General features: G+C 66.8%; 14 protein-coding genes and 1 tRNA gene. 7 read left to right on the top strand and 8 right to left on the bottom strand.

Annotation, left to right across the window (positions count from 1 at the left end):
* Positions 1–10: 10 nt before the first annotated feature.
* A complete protein-coding gene (gene mshC / locus ABIB49_RS10635; RefSeq protein WP_226775855.1) occupies positions 11–1,291 on the bottom strand; it encodes a cysteine--1-D-myo-inosityl 2-amino-2-deoxy-alpha-D-glucopyranoside ligase in 1,281 nt (426 codons plus the stop codon).
* Between the two features lie 15 nt (positions 1,292–1,306).
* The gene (locus ABIB49_RS10630) at positions 1,307–2,140 is read right to left on the bottom strand and encodes an undecaprenyl-diphosphate phosphatase (protein WP_226775856.1); all 834 of its coding nucleotides are present in this window, start codon (positions 2,138–2,140) and stop codon (positions 1,307–1,309) included.
* 52 nt (positions 2,141–2,192) lie between these two features.
* Between ABIB49_RS10630 and ABIB49_RS10625 the strand changes: the two genes are divergently transcribed.
* Positions 2,193–3,128: an aldo/keto reductase gene (locus ABIB49_RS10625; RefSeq protein ID WP_282359924.1), complete on the top strand. Its 936-nt coding sequence runs from the start codon at positions 2,193–2,195 to the stop codon at positions 3,126–3,128.
* A 30-nt stretch (positions 3,129–3,158) separates the two neighbouring features.
* Here the strand turns inward: ABIB49_RS10625 and ABIB49_RS10620 are convergent, their stop codons facing one another.
* Positions 3,159–3,422, bottom strand: coding sequence for a hypothetical protein (locus ABIB49_RS10620; RefSeq protein WP_226775858.1), 264 nt, complete (start codon positions 3,420–3,422; stop codon positions 3,159–3,161).
* A gap of 39 nt (positions 3,423–3,461) precedes the next feature.
* Here ABIB49_RS10620 and ABIB49_RS10615 point away from each other — a divergent pair, with 39 nt between their 5' ends.
* Complete coding sequence (locus tag ABIB49_RS10615) at positions 3,462–3,695, top strand: DUF5703 family protein (protein WP_226775859.1); 234 nt, start codon at positions 3,462–3,464, stop codon at positions 3,693–3,695.
* A 19-nt stretch (positions 3,696–3,714) separates the two neighbouring features.
* Here the strand turns inward: ABIB49_RS10615 and ABIB49_RS10610 are convergent, their stop codons facing one another.
* Entirely contained in the window at positions 3,715–4,881 is a 1,167-nt protein-coding gene (locus ABIB49_RS10610) for an acyl-CoA dehydrogenase family protein (RefSeq protein WP_226775860.1), read from the bottom strand.
* Between the two features lie 20 nt (positions 4,882–4,901).
* Entirely contained in the window at positions 4,902–6,206 is a 1,305-nt protein-coding gene (locus tag ABIB49_RS10605; protein WP_226775861.1) for a M20/M25/M40 family metallo-hydrolase, read from the bottom strand.
* A 163-nt stretch (positions 6,207–6,369) separates the two neighbouring features.
* Between ABIB49_RS10605 and ABIB49_RS10600 the strand changes: the two genes are divergently transcribed.
* Positions 6,370–6,452: transfer RNA gene (locus tag ABIB49_RS10600), tRNA-Leu, on the top strand.
* Positions 6,453–6,670: 218 nt separating this feature from the next.
* Here ABIB49_RS10600 and malQ read toward each other — a convergent pair.
* Positions 6,671–8,905 carry a 4-alpha-glucanotransferase gene (malQ, locus tag ABIB49_RS10595; RefSeq protein WP_226775862.1) on the bottom strand — a complete coding sequence of 745 codons (2,235 nt, stop codon included), beginning with the start codon at positions 8,903–8,905 and terminating at the stop codon, positions 6,671–6,673.
* Positions 8,906–9,039: 134 nt separating this feature from the next.
* On the opposite strand from malQ, the gene ABIB49_RS10590 reads away from it, so the two are divergent.
* The 4 genes from ABIB49_RS10590 (at position 9,040) to ABIB49_RS10575 (ending at position 12,532) form a co-directional block, all read left to right on the top strand.
* On the top strand, positions 9,040–9,426 hold the full coding sequence (locus ABIB49_RS10590) for a TraR/DksA family transcriptional regulator (RefSeq protein ID WP_253032769.1): 387 nt from the start codon (positions 9,040–9,042) through the stop codon (positions 9,424–9,426).
* Complete coding sequence (locus tag ABIB49_RS10585; protein WP_283479635.1) at positions 9,423–10,223, top strand: M50 family metallopeptidase; 801 nt, start codon at positions 9,423–9,425, stop codon at positions 10,221–10,223. The genes ABIB49_RS10590 and ABIB49_RS10585 overlap by 4 nt, the downstream gene beginning before the upstream one ends.
* Positions 10,220–11,284: a glutathione S-transferase family protein gene (locus tag ABIB49_RS10580; protein ID WP_226775865.1), complete on the top strand. Its 1,065-nt coding sequence runs from the start codon at positions 10,220–10,222 to the stop codon at positions 11,282–11,284. Before ABIB49_RS10585 ends, ABIB49_RS10580 begins: the two co-directional genes overlap by 4 nt.
* A gap of 117 nt (positions 11,285–11,401) precedes the next feature.
* Positions 11,402–12,532: an FUSC family protein gene (locus ABIB49_RS10575; RefSeq protein WP_226775866.1), complete on the top strand. Its 1,131-nt coding sequence runs from the start codon at positions 11,402–11,404 to the stop codon at positions 12,530–12,532.
* Positions 12,533–12,609: 77 nt separating this feature from the next.
* On the opposite strand, the gene ABIB49_RS10570 is transcribed toward ABIB49_RS10575, so the two are convergent.
* Together ABIB49_RS10570 and ABIB49_RS10565 are read right to left on the bottom strand one after the other, a co-directional pair.
* Complete coding sequence (locus ABIB49_RS10570) at positions 12,610–13,524, bottom strand: MaoC family dehydratase (RefSeq protein WP_226775867.1); 915 nt, start codon at positions 13,522–13,524, stop codon at positions 12,610–12,612.
* Positions 13,521–14,861 carry a 3-oxoacyl-ACP reductase gene (locus tag ABIB49_RS10565; RefSeq protein WP_282359928.1) on the bottom strand — a complete coding sequence of 447 codons (1,341 nt, stop codon included), beginning with the start codon at positions 14,859–14,861 and terminating at the stop codon, positions 13,521–13,523. The genes ABIB49_RS10570 and ABIB49_RS10565 overlap by 4 nt, the downstream gene beginning before the upstream one ends.
* Positions 14,862–14,863: the final 2 nt, after the last annotated feature.

Here is a 14,863-nt window from a genome sequence, read left to right as displayed (position 1 = left end):
GGTTCGGGCCCTAGAGTTCGACGCCCAGCAGCGCATTGATGGCGTCGCTGACCAGGGCGCCCTCCGCCGGGGATCCCGGCCGGCCGGCTGCAAGGGCGGACGTCGCCCAGTCGTCCACGGCCGCGACCGCCCCGGGAGCGTTCAAATCGTTCGAGAGTTCGGCCCGCAGGCGGGACAGCAGCCCGGCACCTGAGCCCTCCGGCGCGGCGTCGGCCGCAGCCCGCCAGGTGCGGAGCCTGTCCTTGGCAGCGGCGAACCCGGCCCCGGTCCAGGACCAGTCACTGCGGTAGTGGTGGGCCAGAATGGCCAGCCGGATGGCGGCCGGCTCCTCGCCGGCGGCGCGGAGTTTCGAAACCAGGACCAAGTTTCCCTTGGACTTGCTCATTTTCTCGCCGTCCAGCCCGACCATCCCGGCGTGCGCAAAGTGCTGCGCCAGCGGGACGCCGGAGAGGGAGTGTGCGTGCCCGGCACTCATTTCGTGGTGCGGGAAGACCAGGTCCGAGCCGCCGCCCTGCACCGTAAAGGGCGCCGGCAGGTACTCGTGCGCGATGACTGTACATTCGATGTGCCATCCGGGCCGGCCCTCCCCCAGTTCCCCGCCGGGCCAGCTGGGTTCGCCAGCCCGCGCAACCCGCCAGAGCAGCGGGTCCAGGGCCTGATGCTTGCCGACGCGCCCGGGGTCCCCGCCGCGTTCGGCGAAGAGTCCCAGCATTTCGGCGTCGGAGAGTCCGGAGAGCGCGCCGAGGGTCCAGGCATCGGTGGCCTCGGCGGCGTGCTTGCTGGCGGCTTCGACGTCGTAATAGACATCACCGTCAGGCTCGCCGGCTGTGCCGGGGACCCGGTAGGCGAGACCCCGGTGCAGCAGCCGCTCAATGGCCGGCACAATCAGCGGGACAGATTCAACGGCGCCCACATAGCGGTCCGGTGCCAGTACATTGAGGGCCTCCATGTCGGTCTGGAAGAGCTCGATTTGGCTGGCGGCAAGCTCCCGCCAGTCCACGCCGGTCGCCGTAGCGCGCTCCAGCAGGGGGTCGTCGACGTCGGTGACGTTCTGCACGTAGGCGACCTGCTGGCCGCCGTCCCGCCACGCTCGGTTGAGCAGGTCGAACGCGACGTAGCTGGCGGCGTGGCCCATGTGGGTGGCGTCGTAGGGGGTGATTCCGCAGACGTACATCGATTGTTCACCCGCTGCCCCAAGGGTGACGACGCTGCCCTGGGCAGTGTCGAAGAGGCGGAGGGCAGGCATGTTGCCCGGCAGGTGGGGGACGGGGCGGGAGATCCAAGACTTCACAGTCCCAGCCTAGTGCTAGGCGCTGATGACGTTAAAACCGAGCAGCACGTACAGGGCCAGGCCCAGGCCGATCCGGTACCAGACGAAAAGACGATAGCTGTGGGTGGATACATATTTCAGGAACCAGCCGATGATGATGTACCCCACCACAAACGCCACGGCGGTGGCGAGGGCCGTTTCCGGGAGACCGTACGGGCCGCTGATGCCGTCCTTGGAGACCACCTTGTAGAGCTGGTACAAGCCGCTGCCAAAGACGGCAGGGATCGCCAGCAAAAACGAATAGCGGGCTGCCGCCTCGCGGGTGTAGCCCATTAGCAGCCCGGCTGTGATCGTTCCGCCGGAGCGCGAGACCCCGGGGATCAGGGCCATGGCCTGGGCCAGGCCGTAGAGGATGCCGTGTTTGTAGCTGAGCTGGGTCAAGTCGCGCTGCTGGCGTCCGACGGCGTCGGCGACTGCGAGGATCATGCCGAAAACAATCAGTGTGGTGGCAACGATCCAGAGGCTGCGGAGCACGGATTCGATTTGGTCCTGGAACAGCAGCCCGAGGACGATGATCGGCAGGCTGCCGAGGATCACCAGCCACCCCATCCTGGCGTCAGGGTGCTGCCGGGACACCCTGCCGGTCAGGGATCCGGCCCATGCCCTCACGATCCGCACAATGTCGCGGCGGAAATACACAATGACAGCGGTCTCCGTGCCGAGCTGGGTGATGGCGGTAAACGCGGCACCGGGATCGGCCGCCGTGGGCAGGAACGAGCCAACGATCCGCAGATGGGCGCTAGAGGAAATCGGAAGGAATTCAGTCAGACCCTGTACAAGGCCCAGAAAGGCCGCTTCAAACCAGTTCACGTTTATAGACCCTACGTTATGAAGCCGTCCTAATCCCCGTAAGCTTGCTGACATGCAGCAGCGTTATGTCGGCAACAGTGGGTTGCGCGTGTCCTCCCTTTCCCTCGGCACCATGTCCTGGTCCCGGGAAACAGATGAGCAGGATGCCTCGGCCCTGCTCCGCACTTTTCTGGACGGAGGCGGGACCTTGCTGGACACTGCAGCGTCCTACGGCGAAGGCCGGGCCGAGGCGATGCTGGGCGGCATGCTGGGCGACGTCGTGGCGCGCTCGGAGGTAGTCATTTCCACAAAAGCCGGGCTGTCGACGGCGGATGGCCGGCGCAGCGTGGACACCTCGAGGAACGGAATGCTTGCCGGCCTGGATGCGAGCCTTGCGCGGCTGGGGACCGACTACGTGGACCTCTGGTTCGCTCAGGCCTGGGATCCGAACGTCCCGTTGGAGGAGACCTTGTCCGCACTTGAATTCGCGGTGCGCTCGGGCCGTGCCCGCTATGCAGGCGTCTCGAACTTCAACGGCTGGCAGACGGCAAAGGCGGCAGCGGTGGCTGGTTTCCCGCTGGTCGCCAACCAGTCCGAATACTCCCTCCTGTGCCGCTCCCCCGAAGCCGAACTTATACCGGCCGTCGAGGACGCCGGATTGGGCCTGATGGCTTGGGGCGCGATGGGACGGGGGGTGTTGAGCGGGAAGTACCGCGGCCAGATTCCCGCGGATTCTCGGGCCGCCCAGGAGCGGTTGGCAGGATATGTCGAGCCGTACCTTGAAGGTTCGGCATCCAGCGTGGTGGAGGCTGTTGCAATGGCGGCGAAGGGCCTGGGCCGGACAGCCATGGACGTCGCCCTGAGCTGGCTGTTGTCCCAGCACGGTGTGGCAACGGCGGTCGTGGGACCGCGGACCCCGGTCCAGCTCAAGGAGATCCTGGATGCGACACTGGCGCCCCTCCCGCCGCAGATCGCGCAGGCCCTCGAAGATGTGTCCCGCCCCGTTTAGGCGGCGACCCCAGCCGGCTTCACCGCCGGATCAGTTCTGGAGGATTTCGAGGTCTTCTTCTTCGTCGGTCTCGTCCTCGTCCTCAGCACCGCCGTCGTCCATAACCTCAAGCCCGGTCACTTCGCCGTACGCTTCATAGAGGGCATCGTCGTAGACTTCAAAAGCATCGGCAAGGGTGAAAAACGCCGCCTCGACTGCTGGGTCCCCGGGCCGCCGCTGGGATGACGCCGCGGCAAGGTGTTCTTCCAGCGCAGCCGTGAGGGCTCCAAGCGCGACACGCGGATCGATGCTCATGACTTCACGTTAGCCGGAAATGGACGAAAATGGAGAGCAATGAAAGAACATTTTCTCAACAGCTCAGTCCGGCGGGAACGGGACTACGCCAAGCAGTACGAGTACCTCGTGGTGACGGTCAGTCCTGACGATTCCCTGCCCGAGGCGCACCGCCGTCTGGTCGAACATTCCGAGTACGGAAAATGGGAGCTGGAACGCAGTGTGCTGTATCTGGGCGGCGGCCGCCGCTTCTGGCTCCGCCGCCGGGTGACGCAGGTCCAGCGAACCGTTTAGGGCGCCTCCAGCGGACCACCTAGGCGTCGGGGTCCAGCGGACCCAGCCATGCGCTGGCTACGGTGTTGTGTGCCGATTCGTCGTCCGAGGGATGGAACATGCCCGCAAGTACGTCACGGTACAGCCGTTCCAGTTCGGAACCGCGAAAGTAGCTCGATCCCCCGGAGACCCTGATGGCCAGGTCCACGACGGTACGGGCCGTCTCGGTCGCACTGACTTTCAGACCGACCAGTTTCGGGAACCACTGGCCGCCGTGATCGGCAAGCGAGTCGACGTCCGTCGCGACGCTGGCCAGCTGCGGGTATAGCGCGTCCATCGCCATCGCTGCGTCGGCCACCTTCCAGCGGATGTCAGGGTCCTGGGCGTAGCTTCGCCCGCCGTTTTTGAACGACGTCCGTCGCTTAACGGCCTGGACGCCCAGGGACAGGGCGCGTTCGCCGATGCCGGTGTACACCGCGGCAAGGAGCGTCTCGAAGCACGCGAAGATGGCGAAGATCAGCGGATCGGCGTTCGGGCCTACCGGCAACTTCCGGAAGATCCGCTCCGGGGGCACCACGGCGTCCGCCAGGACCGTTGTGTTCGATTGGCTGGCCCGCATGCCCAGCGTGTCCCAGTCGGGCAGGATTTCGTAGCCCGGGGTCTCCCTGGTGATAAAACCGTGGACCAGTTGCCCCGCGCCGTCCGCGGCGGCGGAGTCCTTTCCAAAGATCCCGAGCCGGGTCCACACCGGTGAGAGGCTGGTGAAGATCTTTCGGCCGGTGAAGGCGTAGCCGCCGCCGGCCTGCGGAACAGCTGTGGTGCGCGAATCAAAGAGCACCGAGTCGTTGCCGGGCTCCGAGTTTCCGAACGCGAAGATCTCCCCCTGGCCGGCTTCCTTCAGGACATAGTCCAGCGACGAATCACCGCGGGCCGCCAAAACATGCGCGACGCCGGTCCACACCAGGTGCATGTTGATTGCCAGTGCGGTGGCCGGCGCGGCCGTCGCCAGCCGGCGCTGGAGCGCGGCTGCCGCCGCGAGCCCGAGTCCGAAGCCGCCGTCGGACTCGGGCACGAATATCTTCAGGTAGCCGGCCGCGGCCAGGTCCGCCAGGTCCTCGTGGAAAAAGGCGTTGTCCCGGTCGTAGCCGGCGGCGCGGCCGCGGATCCGGTCCAGCAGGGCGTCGGACAGCACGTCTTCGGGGCGCATGCGCGGTGCCTTTCGGGTGTCTAGTAGTTGGTGAGCAGGGTGTCCAGCACCCGCGAGCCGAACTTCAGGGACTCGGTGGGGACTCGTTCGTCCACGCCGTGGAACATTCCGGTGAAGTCCAGTTCGTCCGGGAGCTGGAGCGGGGCGAAGCCGTAGCCGGTGATGCCGAGCCGGCTTAGGGACTTGTTGTCCGTGCCGCCGGAGAGGGTGTACGGCAAAACCTTCGCGCCCGGGTCCTCCGAGTGCAGCGCATCAATCATGGCATCCACGAGGTTGCCGGCGAACGGAACTTCGAGGGAGACATCGTTGTGGACGTAGCTGACGTCGACGCCCTTGCCTGCGAGTTCGCGGACGATTTCAAGGACCTGCTGCTCCTGCCCGGGCAGGGTGCGGCAGTCGATGAGGGCCTCCGCCGATTCGGGGATCACATTGTGCTTGTAACCGCCTTTAAGCAGGGTGGGGTTGGTGGTGTTCTGCAGCGTGGCACCGACAAAGCGGGCCACGGTACCAAGTTCCTTGAGGATCTTGTCCGGATCGTCTGGATCGAATTCGACGCCCGTGAGTTCCGTCACGCCGTCCAGGAACTGCCGGGTTGTGGGAGTCAGCTCCAGCGGCCACCGGTACTCCCCGATCCGGGACACCGCGCTGGCCAGCCGGGTGACGGCGTTGTCCGTGTTGATCTGGGAACCGTGTCCAGCCCGGCCATGGGCGACAAGCCGGAGCCAGGAAATTCCCTTTTCCGCGGTCTGCAGCAGGTAGGTGCGCTGGCCGCCGATGGTGGCGGAGAAGCCGCCGACCTCGGAGATGGCCTCGGTGGCCCCGTCAAAGAGTTCGGGCCTCTTCTCAATCGCATAGCGGGCGCCGTAAGTGCCGCCGGCTTCCTCGTCAGCGAAGAACGCGAAGATCAGGTCGCGTTTCGGTTTGCGGCCGGTGCGGGCAAAATTCCGCAGGACTGAGAGGATCATGGCGTCCATGTCCTTCATATCCACGGCACCGCGGCCCCAGATCATGCCGTCCTTGAGTTCGGCGCCGAAGGGATCCACCGACCACTGGTCACGCAGGGCCGGGACGACATCCAAATGCCCGTGCACCACGAGGGCGCCGGCGGACGGGTCCTCCCCGGCCAGCCTCGTCACCACGCTGGCCCGGCCGGGAGCGGATTCGAAAATCTCGGCGTCGAGTCCCACTTCGGTCATCAGGCCCGCGGTGTATTCGGCGGCTGCCCGTTCGCCCGGGCCGGAGCCGTCTCCGTAGTTGGACGTGTCGATCCGGATCAGTTCCTGGCAGATCCTGACGACTTCGTCCTCGGGCCTGATTTCAGTCATGGTCGCTCCTCCTGGCGTCGGGTGGTTGTGCTCACTTCAGCCTACCCACCTGCGCCCCGGGGCCCCGATTATTTGTTTCCGGAAACTTCATGCTAGAGTCTTTCTCGCTGCTTCGGAGAAAACCGAAACGCTGAAAGGCGAAAAGGTTCACCGAACACCACCTGCGCGGGTGGCGGAATGGCAGACGCGCTAGCTTGAGGTGCTAGTCCTCGAAAGGGGGTGGGGGTTCAAGTCCCCCTCCGCGCACAACAGGAAAAGGCCCTGGAATCCGTATGGATTCCGGGGCCTTTTTTGGCTTTCAGGACTGGGTGCTTGGTACGGCCACCAGCCACGTGCCCTTCCCACCATCCCGGCCAAGGTCCGGACGGGCCGGTCGGATCTGCGTGGTGCAACTGGGCACATCCGGTTCGCATCTGGGAGCCCGCCTAAGCTATCCGGTACCTGGTCGGCGGGCGCGGCCGGAATCAGGGCCACTGCCCGCCAGCGCTGGCGGTCTCCTCTGGCCCCGAGGGTCTGCCCCGAAGCCCGGCAGGCTCCCCCAAGGCAGCGCGCACGACGGTGAGCAGCGAACGGAAACGGGGGTCTTCCGGCAGCGTGTCCAGCAGCACGGGTCCCCGGGGTCCGGCCAGCGGGATGCGCCAGTTGGGATACTGCGTGCTGGTTCCTGGCTGGTTCTGCGTGCGGGTTTCGCCCACCGCATCAACCAGGGCGACGCCCAGGAGCGACGATGGTGCCAGCGCGGTGAACGCGTACAGCGCCTCGACCGTGCCCTGCACGTCCGGATGCCCCGGCACTTGTGGGCGGCTTTGCTCGGGCAGGAGTCCACGGTCCCGGAGCAGGCTGAGCACCGCAGCCTGCTCTGCGGCGGCCGCGGCCAGTTCCTCATCCACCGGACGCTGCAGCAGCCCCAGGGATTCGCGGAGGGTGACGTGCTCGCCGGCCAGGAAGCCTGCTGTCGGTGGCAGGTCGTGGGTGTTGACGCTGGTCAGGCACTGCTGCCGGTACCGTTCCGGCGGGATGGGGCCCTCGGCGTTGTGCTCGAACCAGAGAATTGAGGTGCCGAAGATCCCGCGTTCGGCCAGGTAGTCCCGGACCCACGGCTCATACACCCCCAGGTCCTCGCCGATCACTATCGCGCCGGCCCGCTGCGCCTCCAGGGCGAGGATGCCGATCAGTGCCTCGTGGTCGTAGTAGACATAGGTGCCGTGTTCGGGACCGGCACCGGCCGGGATCCACCACAGCCGGAAAAGGCCCAGGATGTGGTCCACCCGGATCCCGCCGGCATGGCGCAGCACTGTCCGGAGCATGTCCCGGTACGCGGCATAGCCTGTCTCCGCGAGCCGCCCCGGGTGCCAGGGGGGTTGGGTCCAGTTTTGTCCCTGCTGGTTGAACATGTCCGGCGGCGCGCCGACTGTGACATCGCTGGCGAGTACCCCGGCCAGCGACCAGTTGTCCGAGCCGCCTTGCTTCACCCCGACCGCAAGATCATGGATGACCCCGATTTCCATACCGGCGCGCCGGGCCGAGCGTTGGGCTGCTTCGAGCTGCTGGTCGCAGAGCCACTGCAGCCAGCGGTGGAATTCGATCCGGCCGGCGAGCAGTGTGCGTTGCTCCTTGCAGTAGGCGGTGTCGGGCGCGGCTGCCTCGGCAGTCCACTGCGGTGCCTCCGGGGGCAGTTTCTCGGCCAGGGCGCACCAAAGCGCGAAGTCGTCGAGTCCTTGGCCCTGCCCTGCACAGAAATCCTGAAAAGCCACTGCGCGGGCCGGGCCCCGCGGGACGCCGAACACCAGTTCAAGGGCCGCCAGTTTTCCGGCGAAACTGGAGTTCCGGTCAAGCAGTCCGGTCGCCTGATTGGCGGTGTGCTGCTGACCGGCCAGGTTCTCCACTTCTGCCCGGCCTGCGGAGTCGAGGTAGCCGTACTCGGGGACCTCCTCCACCCGGAGGTAGAGCGGGTTGAAGAAGCGGCGGGTGGTCGGCAGGTATGGCGAGTCTTCGACCGGGGGGCGGGGTTCGGCGGCATGCAAGGGGTTGACCAGCAGGAAGCCTGCACCCTGTTGCCCGGTGATCGCGGCGAGGTCCGCGAGGTCCGCGAAGTCGCCGATGCCCCAGGACCGGGAGGACCGGACCGAATACAGCTGGGCGGTCAGTCCCCAGTTCCGCCGCCCGGCGAGCGCCTCGGTGGTGCTCAGCGTCAGCGGCGTGACGATGAGCGGACAGTGCGCCGCGGTGCCTTCGTTGTCTGCCAGCAGGGTGTGCCAGCCGAGGGGCACCCCGTCCGGAATCACGAAGGTCGCACGGCCGGTGAGGACGCCGTCGACGTCGACGGGGCCATCCCAATTTTCTTGTTGAGTCGTTTTGTACCTGCTTCCGTCCTCGGCGACAATCCACACCCGGACGGCGGTCCCATGGGGTACATGGACATCAATGGCGAGCGGCTGACCTGCACGGGCCACGGCGACCGCTGGCAACAGTCGCCGCCACGGTGCCAGTTGAGCCTCAGCCAGTGAGCGTTCCAGCTCCGCGGGGTCCCCGGCCGGCACACCCAGGGCGCCCAGGACGCTGCGCAGGGTCTCGTCTGCAACGGACCGTTCAACGCCGTCCCAGCCCCGGTAGGAGGTTCCGACACGATGGGCCGCTGCAAGTTCCCTGAGCAGTTCGGCTGTGCCGGTCGAGCTGTTGTGGTGCGTTCGGTCCGCCATGTGGCAACTGTAGACGCTTGCCGTCCGCCCCGTCCCGTCCCGAGGGAAGCAAGTTCTGCCCGGCGGTTCCGGCTAGCTATGCTGGCCCGCCGGCTTTAGGTGCAGGGCTCACCTCCAAGCTAGCGTTGCGTCCTATGATCGACGTCGAACGATTCCGGGTGCTTCTTCAGGAGGAGCGCCGCCGGAAACTTGCCCTCCTCCCCGCACTCAGCAAGGACATCAGCTCGGTCAATGCCGCCCGTCAGGACTCCAACGTCGACGACGAGCACGATCCGGAAGGTGCCACGATCGCGTTTGAGCTCTCGCAGGCGTCGGCCCTGCTGGAACAGAGCCGGCAGGGGCTCGCGCACATTGAAGCGGCCCTGGAACGGATTGAGGCAGGCACGTACGGCGTCTGTGCGGTGTGTGGTGAACAGATCGCAGAGGCCCGGCTGGAGGCCAGGGCGTGGACTCCGTTCTGCATCCGCCACAGTGCAGGTCCTGCGGGCCGGGCCGGAAGAACAGGACAACCGAAGCCATGACCAACGCCGCCGAGACCTGGTGGAGCCGGATCCTGGCAGGGTTCACCCACTCCCCCCTGCCCCACGTCACCGGCATTGAACTGGCGCTGGTGGTCCTGCTCGCTGTTGCGCTGTCCCTGCCACGGGTGACCTGGCGGTATTTCGGCTTGCTGGCCACCGTGACCCACGAACTCGGCCATGCTTTCGCTGCGCTGATGACCGGCCAGCGGCTCGGTGGAATCCGGCTGAGCCTGGACCACTCGGGCACCACCACCACCTACAGCCGCCGCCCGCTGGCAGCCGTCTGGTCGACGTTCTGGGGCTACCCGGTGCCGGCCGTCGTCGGTGCAGCCATGGTCTGGTGCGGTTTCAACGGCTGGGGTCCGGCGGCGATGTCGGTAGGAACCCTTGTGCTGCTGGCCTCATTCCTGTTCATCCGCAACGGGGTCGGACTGCTCATCACCGCGGCCGCTGTCCTTGCCGCCGTGCTGCTGGTGCTCTTCGTCCCGCCCGAATTCAACGGACACGTGGTGATCGTGCTCGGCCTGGCGCTGCTGGTCGCCGCCGTCCGCGACCTTGGGAAGCTGGCCAATGTGCACCTGCGGCACCGGGACCGGCTCGCATCCTCGGACGCGTACCTGCTGGCCCGGGCCACGCGTGTTCCTGCGGGGCTGTGGATCGTGCTCTTCGCCGCCGTCGTCGGGGCCGCCTGGTGGGTGGCCTGGCAGCCGATGTTACAGGTGTTCGACGTGCTGGTCGGGGCCATGCTGCCGGGCTCGGCCGGCTTCCCGGACTTGGGGCATAGGCTGGGACCATGAATATGAAGCATACTGATGACCCGGCATTCAGCACTAAGGGTGCCTACGTCACCGGCGGCGGGGAGTTCACCCGCGACACCAACTACATCGAGGACCGGATTACCCGCGACGGCGCCCCGGGCCTGAAGGGGGAGCCAGGCTGGCCGGTGGAACCCGGACGGTACCGGCTGATAGCGGCCCGAGCGTGCCCCTGGGCCAACCGTACCGTGATCGTGCGCCGGCTCCTGGGCCTTGAGGATGTCATCTCCCTCGGCCAGCCCGGACCAACCCATGACGCGCGCTCGTGGACTTTTGACCTTGACCCCGGCGGCAAGGATCCGGTCCTGGGCATGGAACGGATCCAGGAGGCGTACTTTCGCCGGTTTCCGGAGTACCCCCGGGGCATCACCGTCCCGGCGATTATCGACGTCGGCAGCGGCGAGGTGGTCACAAACGACTTCCCGCAAATCACCCTGGACTTCTCCACCGAGTGGGCCGGTTACCACCGCCCCGGTGCCCCCGAGCTGTACCCGCAGGCCCTCCGCGGCGAAATCGACGCGGTCAACAGGCGGGTCTTCACCGAGGTCAATAACGGCGTCTACCGCTGTGGCTTCGCCGGCTCCCAGCGGGCCTATGATGCTGCATACGACCGGCTCTGGACGGCGCTGGACTGGCTGGAGGAACGCTTGACGGGCCAGCGGTACCTCGTTGGAGACACCATCACCGAGGCCGACGTCCGGCTCTTCACAACACTGGCGCGGTTCGATGCCGTCTACCACGGGCATTTCAAGTGCAACCGGCAAAAACTCAGCGAGATGCCGGCGCTCTGGGGATATGCAAGGGACTTGTTCCAGACCCCCGGCTTTGGCGACACCACCGACTTCGTGCAGATCAAGCAGCACTACTACATCGTCCATGAGGACATCAACCCCACCGGGATCGTGCCGATGGGCCCCGCGCTGGGCAACTGGCTGAGCGCACACGGCCGCGAAGCCCTCGGCGGCCGGCCCTTCGGGGATGGAACACCTCCGGGCCCGGTCCGGGCAGGGGAAGAAGTGGCCCCCGGCCACGGGGCCGGCTGAGGGCGCGGGCTGCTGACGGGAGAGCAACGCTCCCGACAGCACCAGGGGTGAGCTGCTTGGCCGGCTCAGCGTTCTTCCAGTTGTAGCAGCAATACCACCGCCCTAGGGTGGGTTCTGATGACAACTACAGAAGAGGCCACCCAGGCCGGGCGCCCCTCGCTGTTCCGGCGGTCTTGGGGGGTAGTGGCCAGCAACGCTTCCGTTGTGCTGCTGTGGCCCCGATTGCAGCTGGCGGTAAAAGCCGGACTCGCCGCGGGCATTGCGTTCGCCATAGCTCCCCTGATGCCGGGCTCGGCCGCCAATTACCCCTATTACGCGCCGCTGGGAGCCCTGGTGGTGATGTATGAAAACGTTGCGGGCTCCATGCGGCAAGGTGTGCAGACGCTGGTGGGGCTTGCCATCGGCATTGGCTTGGCCTTTGTGCTGTTCCTGCGCGGCAGTCCCACGCCGCTGACAGTCGCTTTGGTGATGGCCCTCGGCGTTGTTTTGGCGGGGCTGCCGAAGCTCGGCGCTGGCCGGGACTGGATTCCGACGGCCGCGCTGCTTGTCCTGCTGGTCGGCGGCCACGACCCGGACCAGTTCTCCTTCGGGTATCTCCTCCAGATGGGAGCCGGGGTCAGCGTGGGCATCCTGGTGAACCTGCTGGTCTTCCCGCCGCTGCACTTCCGCGCCGCTGAGCTTAGTATTGCCGAACTCCGGCTGGCACTCGCCAGTCAGCTCAGCGACATGGCAAAGGCATTAAAGGAGAGTTGGCCGCCGGAGCACAAAGAGTGGTCCCGGCAGTCCGACACCCTTGAAGCGTCCGTCCGCTCCGTTCGGCTGGCCGTGGAGAAGGCCGATGCAAGCCGGCGCGCCAACCCGAGGCGCAGGCTCCATCCGCGGGATATCGAGCGGGACTACCGCAACCTGAGGGACCTGGAGCGGGTGACCTTCCACGTCCAGGACGTGACGCAGGTGCTCTCGGATGTCATTTGGGCCACGGACACGCCCTTTGTGGTGCCGGATGAATACGCAGCACCACTCGCCGACGCCATGTTTGCGGTCGGCGACGTGCTGCGCGCACTCCAGGAGGAGGAACCGGAACGCCAGTCGGAACTAAGTGAAGAAGCCGACGCCGCCGTCAAGTCCCTGACGGCGCGCCTCGGCGCCGAGGACGTGCAAACTGAGGGCCCCAGTGCCGTCGAATCGATCCTTTTGAGCCTGCACCGGATGCTGCGTGTGGCGAGGGCTTTCGCGAACCAGGCATAGCGTCCGGCATTCGCATCCCGCACGGCCGCCTTCGCCCCGGACCGGGGCGAAGGCGGCCGTCGCTGGTTGCCGCGGCGCTACGGCAGGGCAGCAACCGAGCCGCTGAAGTGTTTGCGTCCGGTACGCGGGTTCCAGGCGACGAAGTCGGAGCGCCGCCACGCCCCGTCATCGGTGTGGCCGGTCCCGATCTCAAGGGCCACGCGGGCCGGCAGGAAAACCGGCGCTTCAAACGAAACCTCCCAGCTGAATCCGTCGGCCTTCGCGGCGCCCACGTCCGCAAGCGCCCTCGACGCCAGATACATGCCGTGTGCTATCGACCGGCGCAGCCCCAGGGCCTTGGCCGAGAGGACGCTCAGGTGGATCGGGTTGAAGTCGCCGGACACGGCAGCGTACGCGCGTCCCGTGTCCACGCCCAGCTGCCATAGCGCGGTCGGATTCGGTGCCGCAAAAACGGCCGGAACCGGAGCGGCCGTGGGCTTGTCGATTCCCGGCAGGAACACCCCTTTCGCCAGGTACGTCGAAACACCTCGCCAGCTCACAGCGTCCTCCCCCGCGCTGCGCACCTCGGTGACGAGATCCAGCTGGGTCCCTGAGCGGTGCCCCCTCAGGTTCTCCGCCCAGGAACGGATGTCCAGGGCCTGGGTGAAACGCAACGGCCCGGATTGCACTACCCGGTTCTCCAGGTGGATCATCCCCAGCAGCGGCAGGGGAAAATCATCCCGGTTCATAACGCTCATTGCCAGCGGGAAGGACAGCGCGTGGACAAATCCGGCCGGCAGGATGTCGCTGGCGGTCTCACCGATCAGGTGCTGATAGGCCGTGAGGTTTTCCACCGCCGCCGTGACGCCGCGAACCTCGTGCTGTGTCTCGGGGAGTCCGGCGCCGGCATGGGTGCCCAACACCCGTCGTCGGGCAGCGGTGGCCGCAGCGTTGACGTACAGCTTGGACAGTGACGGCAACTCCCCCAGGATGAGCGGCCGTGATGGGTTCATGCCCCCACCAGGTTCTGCCCGCAGACGCGCAGTACCTCACCGGTTATGCCGCCGGCCGCGTCACTGGCCAGGAACGCGATAGCCTCGGCCACGTCGCCCGGCCGGCCGCCCTGTTGGAGCGAGTTGAGCCTGCGCGCGATCTCGCGGGTGGCAAACGGGATCCTGGCGGTCATCTCCGTTTCGATAAAACCAGGAGCAACGGCGTTGATGGAGCCGCCGTGCGTGCCGATCAGCGGGGCCGTCGCCCGGACCATTCCCATCACGCCACCCTTCGAGGCGGCGTAGTTGGTCTGGCCGCGGTTGCCGGCAATCCCGCTGGTGGACGCGACGGAGACAATCCGCGGTGCGCTCCGAAAGTGTTCGGAGGCGAGCAGTGCCGCATTGATCCGCAGCTGCGCGGCGATGTTGACCCCGATGACGGAGTTCCAGCGGCCCTGGTCCATGTTGGCCAGCAGCTTGTCCCGGGTGATGCCGGCGTTGTGGATAACAATGTCCAGCCGCCCGTGGCGTTCCACGGCGTGGTCAATAATGCGCTGACCGGCGTCCGCGCCGCTTATGTCCAGCTGCAGCGCCGTGCCGTGCACTTCGTTGGCGACTGCTGCGAGGTGATCCCCGGCCGCCGGGATATCAACGGCTACGACTGTGGCACCGTCACGGTGGAGGGTACGCGCAATCGCAGCGCCGATTCCGCGCGCGGCTCCGGTCACGACGGCGACCTTGCCCGCCAGCGGCTTCTCCGCGTCGGCCGGCAGTTGCCCTTCGGTGCTGCTCACGGTCAGAAACTGTCCGTCGATGAACGCCGAACGGCCGGAGAGGAAGAACCGGAGCGCGCCGAGGGCGCTGGGGCTGGTGGTCCGGGCGTCCCCGGACAGCAGGATCCCGTTGGCCGTTGCACCGGCACGGAGCTCCTTCGCAAGCGAGCGCAGGAGACCGTCGACGCCTTGGCGGGCCGCCGCGGCGGCGGGGTCCGCGTTGGCGGTCGCGGTGCGGGAAACGGTGATGACGCGCGAGTGAGCGGCCAGGTCCCGGAGCGAGGCGGCTGCCGTGAGGACCGGCTTCTCGAGGTCCTCCGGCCGGGTCAGCCCATCGAGGACCAGGATGATGGCGCCAAGCTTCTCCTTGGGAACCGCGTGACGGCGAACATCGAGATTCCAGGACAGCAGGATCGACGCGAGATCGTCTGCTCCGCTGCCGGTACCCTGGACCAGAACAGGGCCGCTCACGAACGGCTGCCCCGGTGTGTAGCGCCGCAGAACCACCGGCTGTGGCAGGCCAAGTTTGCGCGCGATGTCCCGGCCGAGCCCCCGGCTCACCAGTGCGGTGTATTTATCAGGCATGG

Origin of the sequence: Arthrobacter sp. UYCu512 (genome assembly GCF_040547075.1) — a bacterium.
Classification (GTDB): domain Bacteria; phylum Actinomycetota; class Actinomycetes; order Actinomycetales; family Micrococcaceae; genus Arthrobacter.
Note: the sequence above shows the minus strand (reverse complement) of the source record. Positions and strands in the feature narration are given on the sequence as shown.

Excerpts from the sequence above, each read along its gene's own strand:
- ABIB49_RS10580 (WP_226775865.1), top strand. The coding sequence starts at position 10,220 with ATGAATATGAAGCATACTGATGACCCGGCATTCAGCACTAAGGGTGCC.
- ABIB49_RS10590 (WP_253032769.1), top strand. The coding sequence starts at position 9,040 with ATGATCGACGTCGAACGATTCCGGGTGCTTCTTCAGGAGGAGCGCCGC.
- malQ (WP_226775862.1), bottom strand. The coding sequence starts at position 8,905 with ATGGCGGACCGAACGCACCACAACAGCTCGACCGGCACAGCCGAACTG.
- ABIB49_RS10585 (WP_283479635.1), top strand. The coding sequence starts at position 9,423 with ATGACCAACGCCGCCGAGACCTGGTGGAGCCGGATCCTGGCAGGGTTC.
- ABIB49_RS10570 (WP_226775867.1), bottom strand. The coding sequence starts at position 13,524 with ATGAACCCATCACGGCCGCTCATCCTGGGGGAGTTGCCGTCACTGTCC.
- ABIB49_RS10565 (WP_282359928.1), bottom strand. The coding sequence starts at position 14,861 with ATGCCTGATAAATACACCGCACTGGTGAGCCGGGGGCTCGGCCGGGAC.
- ABIB49_RS10615 (WP_226775859.1), top strand. The coding sequence starts at position 3,462 with ATGAAAGAACATTTTCTCAACAGCTCAGTCCGGCGGGAACGGGACTAC.
- ABIB49_RS10575 (WP_226775866.1), top strand. The coding sequence starts at position 11,402 with ATGACAACTACAGAAGAGGCCACCCAGGCCGGGCGCCCCTCGCTGTTC.
- ABIB49_RS10610 (WP_226775860.1), bottom strand. The coding sequence starts at position 4,881 with ATGCGCCCCGAAGACGTGCTGTCCGACGCCCTGCTGGACCGGATCCGC.
- ABIB49_RS10605 (WP_226775861.1), bottom strand. The coding sequence starts at position 6,206 with ATGACTGAAATCAGGCCCGAGGACGAAGTCGTCAGGATCTGCCAGGAA.
- ABIB49_RS10625 (WP_282359924.1), top strand. The coding sequence starts at position 2,193 with ATGCAGCAGCGTTATGTCGGCAACAGTGGGTTGCGCGTGTCCTCCCTT.
- ABIB49_RS10620 (WP_226775858.1), bottom strand. The coding sequence starts at position 3,422 with ATGAGCATCGATCCGCGTGTCGCGCTTGGAGCCCTCACGGCTGCGCTG.